The sequence below is a fragment of the Rhodococcus sp. T7 genome (assembly GCF_009872365.1).
In the GTDB taxonomy this organism is placed as follows: domain Bacteria; phylum Actinomycetota; class Actinomycetes; order Mycobacteriales; family Mycobacteriaceae; genus Rhodococcus_F.
In genome coordinates this window covers 1-721 of the sequence record NZ_WXYH01000288.1, presented here as the reverse complement: position 1 = coordinate 721, position 721 = coordinate 1, and the positions used below count along the sequence as shown (strand labels likewise).

1 protein-coding gene is annotated in these 721 nt (G+C 68.0%); it reads left to right on the top strand.

What is annotated here, in order from left to right; translation table 11 throughout:
- A partial coding sequence (locus tag MLGJGCBP_RS23675) for an enoyl-CoA hydratase/isomerase family protein (protein WP_160098496.1) occupies positions 1-721 on the top strand: 721 nt, incomplete at both ends.

The window sequence follows — 721 nt, the reverse complement described above, 5'->3', positions numbered from 1 at the left end:
ACCGGCCGGAACCCGGCATCGCCGTCGTGACGTTGAATCGCCCCGAACGAATGAACTCGATGACGAACACCATGTTCGTCGAACTGGAGAAGGTTGCGCTGCAACTGGATCACGAACACGACCTCCGCGTCGTGATCCTCACCGGTGCAGGCAAGGCGTTCTGCGGCGGATTCGACCTCGACGACGCCGAAGGTTTGTCGTCGATGACGCCGATGGGCATGCTGGACCAGCAGGAACTGGCGGCGCGCGCCCTCGCGGCGATCCGCAGCATCCGCGTCCCGGTCATCGCGGCGGTCAACGGTGCGGCCGCGGGCGGCGGACTGTCACTCTCCCTCGCCGCCGACATCCGGATCGGTTCGCCGGCGGCACGGTTCAACGCGGCGTTCGTGCGGATCGGCCTGTCCGCAGGCGACCTGGGCGCGTCGTGGCACCTGCCCCGTCTCATCGGCCCGGCACGCGCGGCCGAATTCGCCTACACCGGCCGCTTCATCGAGGCCGTGGAGGCCGAGTCTCTCGGACTGCTGAACGCGGTCGTTCCGGCCGAGTCGCTGCTCGACGAGGCTTTGGCGATGGCGCGCCTCATCAGTGCGAATTCCCCTGCCGGTGTGCAGCTGTCGAAGCGTGCGCTCCACGCGAACATGGAGGTGTCGTCGTACGCCGCCGCGCTCGAACTCGAGAATCGCGGGCAGGCACTGCTCACTCGCGGCGACGACATGCCCGA